At 72.6% G+C, this 3,265-nt stretch carries 3 protein-coding genes; 2 read left to right on the forward strand and 1 reads right to left on the reverse strand.

From position 1 onward, the window contains the following. Positions 1–350 precede the first annotated feature (350 nt). Positions 351–1,292 carry an EamA family transporter gene (locus MTQ10_RS29240; protein ID WP_247473405.1) on the forward strand — a complete coding sequence of 314 codons (942 nt, stop codon included), beginning with the start codon at positions 351–353 and terminating at the stop codon, positions 1,290–1,292. Positions 1,293–1,380: 88 nt separating this feature from the next. Here the strand turns inward: MTQ10_RS29240 and MTQ10_RS29245 are convergent, their stop codons facing one another. Further along, on the reverse strand, positions 1,381–2,124 hold the full coding sequence (locus MTQ10_RS29245; RefSeq protein ID WP_247473406.1) for a class I SAM-dependent DNA methyltransferase: 744 nt from the start codon (positions 2,122–2,124) through the stop codon (positions 1,381–1,383). Positions 2,125–2,395: 271 nt separating this feature from the next. On the opposite strand from MTQ10_RS29245, the gene MTQ10_RS29250 reads away from it, so the two are divergent. Further along, positions 2,396–3,190 (forward strand): TIGR03084 family metal-binding protein, encoded by a 795-nt coding sequence (locus MTQ10_RS29250; protein ID WP_247473407.1) that lies wholly within the window; start codon positions 2,396–2,398, stop codon positions 3,188–3,190. The last annotated feature ends 75 nt before the right edge of the window (positions 3,191–3,265 follow it).

The raw sequence follows: 3,265 nt of genomic DNA on the forward strand, positions 1-3,265 counted from the left end.
GCCGAGCCAAAAGCGCCGAGCCGACCAGCCGAGCCAAAAGCGCCGAGCCGACCAGCCGAGCCAAAAGCGCCGAGCCGACCAGCCGAGCCAAAAGCGCCGAGCCGACCAGCCGAGCCAAAAGCGCCGAGCCGAAGCGTCGAGCCGGAGAGTCGAGCCGAGGGCCTGTGGACCGAGGCTCTTCCTGACCTCGGCGCGTGAACCGGCGGCGCCGGGAGGGGGCGTCGTGCGAGAGACCGCAGGACGGCAGGAGGTCAGCTCCTAAATGGCTTCACACACCTGACGGAGTCCATTACCCTGAACCCGGCAGTGCATCACGATGAACACCCCGTGTCGATCGACTGGAACCGCCCGTGACCACCCCTGACGCACCCACGACGACGTCCGCCACAGCCGCGCAGGCGCCTGCCGCCGCACCCTCCGCCCGGGCGGGGCTCGGACCGGTCGGGCTGGTGCTCGCGGGCGGTGTCTCGGTCCAGTTCGGCGGCGCCCTCGCGGTCAAGCTGATGGACCGCGCCGGTCCGCTCGGCGTCGTGTCGCTGCGGTTGCTGGTCGCGGCCGTGGTCCTGCTCCTGGTGTGCCGCCCGCGCCTGCGCGGCTACTCCCGCGCCGACTGGGGCACGGTGGTGGTCTTCGGTATCGCCATGGCCGCGATGAACGGCCTGTTCTACCAGTCCGTCGACCGCATCCCGCTCGGTCTCGCCGTCACCCTGGAGGTCCTCGGCCCGCTCGCCCTGTCCGTGCTGGCCTCCCGCCGCGCGATCAACGTGCTGTGGGCGGGGCTCGCGCTGACCGGTGTGTTCCTCCTCGGCGGCGGTGGCTTCTCCGGCCTCGACCCGATCGGTGTCGCCTTCGCGCTCGGGGCGGGCGCGATGTGGGCGGCGTACATCGTCTTCAGTGCCCGTACGGGCCGCCGCTTCCCACAGGCCGACGGGCTCGCCCTCGCCATGGCGGTGGGAGCGGTGCTGTTCCTCCCGCTGGGCGTGGCCGAGTCGGGCAGCCGGCTCGCCGACCCGGTGACGATAGGCCTGGGCGCGGCCGTCGCGGTGCTGTCCTCGGTGCTGCCGTACACCCTCGAACTGCTCGCCCTGCGACGGCTTCCCGCCTCCACCTTCGCGATCATGATGAGTCTGGAGCCGGCCCTCGCCGCCACCGCCGGGTTCCTCATCCTCCACCAGGCCCTCGCGGTCACCGAGGCCCTGGCGATCGCGCTGGTCATCGCGGCGAGCATGGGCGCGGTGCGTACGCAGACGAGCCGGGGCAGCCGTACGAAGCAGCCGGTGCCGGAGGCCTGAGCAGCGGGCCGGGACCCTGCGCGAGACGGGCGGGCACCCGCACTGCCGCCCGGCGACACTGTGAGGCGCGGCGCGGCCCGGGGCGGCGTCAGTCGGCCGGCTTCTCCCAGACGGAGACGTGCTGTCGGCTCTCGCTGGTGAACGGTTCCCGGCTCCACCCGTCCCACCGGGCCCGCAGCCGCATCCCGGCGAGCCGTGCCATGAGGTCCAGCTCGGAGGGCCACACGTACCGGAACGGGACGGTGAGGTAGGAGGCGTTGCCGTCCCGGACGGAGATGTGATGGGAACTCATGGACTGCGTGGCCACGTCGTACTGGTCGAAACCGAACCGCCCGTCCTCCACGCGGAACGGTACCGCGGTCTGCCCCGGCGGAAGCCTGCGCAGATCGGGCACGCCCACCTCGATCACGAAGCAGCCGCCCGGCTCCAGATGGGCGGCGGCGTTGAGGAAGCAGTCGACCTGGGCGTCCTGCGAGGTCAGGTTGCTGATCGTGTTGAAGACGAGGTACGCGACCGAGAACGTTCCGTCCACCTTGGCGGTGGCGAAGTCGCCGATGGTCACGCCGATCGCGTCCCCGCCGGGCTTCTCCCGCAGCCGCTTCACCATCGCCCGGGACATGTCGATCCCGTGCACTTCCACGCCTCGCGCCGCCAGCGGCAGCGCGATACGCCCGGTCCCGATCCCGAACTCCAGCGCCCGCCCGCCGTCCCCGGCCAGCTCGGCCAGCACCTCCACGGCCGGTTCCACGACCTGCGGCTCGAACATGTCGGCCGTCGACTCGTCGTAGGACGCCGCCACCGATTCCCCGAAGTATCCGTCTGCATCGAGCATCCCTCGACGCTAGGACGGTGACCGAGCCGCAGGCACGTCATTTTTCACATCGGGCCGTGGCTGTCATGGACCCGCTCCGCACCTCCAGAAGCACACGAGCGAGATCCTCGCCTGCCGCCTGCCGCCTGCCGCCTGTCGCCTGTCGCCTGTCGCCTGTCGCTTGTCGTCGCTTGGCGCCTGACGCCTGTCGCCTGATGTCCCGGCAGCCGGACGGGAACAAAATCATGCAAGCACGCTTGCTTGTTTCCATGCCCGCTGCCATGCTCCCCCCATGGCCGACCCGACGCCCGTCATCGACGATCTGCGTGCGGAAAGTGACCGACTCGACCGGTTGGTGGCCGAGTCGGCGCCGGAGCGCTGGGCGCTCCCCACGCCCGCCCCCCGCTGGACCGTCGCCCATCAGATCGCCCATCTCGCCTGGACCGACCGGTCCGCACTGACCGCGGTCACCGACGCGGACGCCTTCAAAGCCCTGGTCGAGAAGGCCCTCGCCGCGCCCGCCTCCTTCGTGGACGACGGCGCCGACGAGGGCGCCGCGTTGCCGCCCGCCGAGCTGCTGGACCGCTGGCGCAAGGGGCGGGCCGCGCTCGACCGGGCGTTGCGCGAGGCCCCGCCCGGCGCCCGTTTCCCCTGGTACGGGCCGCCGATGTCCGTCGCGTCCATGGCCACCGCGCGCCTGATGGAGACGTGGGCGCACGGACTGGACATCGCCGACGCCCTCGGTGTCGAACTCCCGCCCACCGGCCGGCTGCGGCACATCGCCCGCCTCGGGGTGCGCACCCGGGACTTCGCGTACGGGGTGCACGGACTGACGCCGCCCGGCGAGGAGTTCCGCGTGGAGCTGACCGCGCCCGACGGCAGCCTGTGGGCGTACGGCCCGGAGGACGCCGCCCAACGCGTCACCGGACCCGCCCTCGACTTCTGCCTGCTGGTCACGCAGCGTGCCCACCGCGCCGACCTGTCCCTGACCGCGACCGGCCCGGACGCCGACCGCTGGCTGGACATCGCGCAGGCGTTCGCCGGCCCGCCCGGCAGCGGACGCGCCCCGAAGGGCGACGCGGCATGACCGCCGCGCCCGGCCCCGGCGACAGCCCCGGAGCCCCCGAAGAGCGCCTCGCCCGGAGCGCCGAACCCCCCGCAG

It is taken from the genome of Streptomyces sp. XM83C, from assembly GCF_023072675.1.
In the GTDB taxonomy this organism is placed as follows: Bacteria; Actinomycetota; Actinomycetes; order Streptomycetales; family Streptomycetaceae; genus Streptomyces; species Streptomyces thermocoprophilus.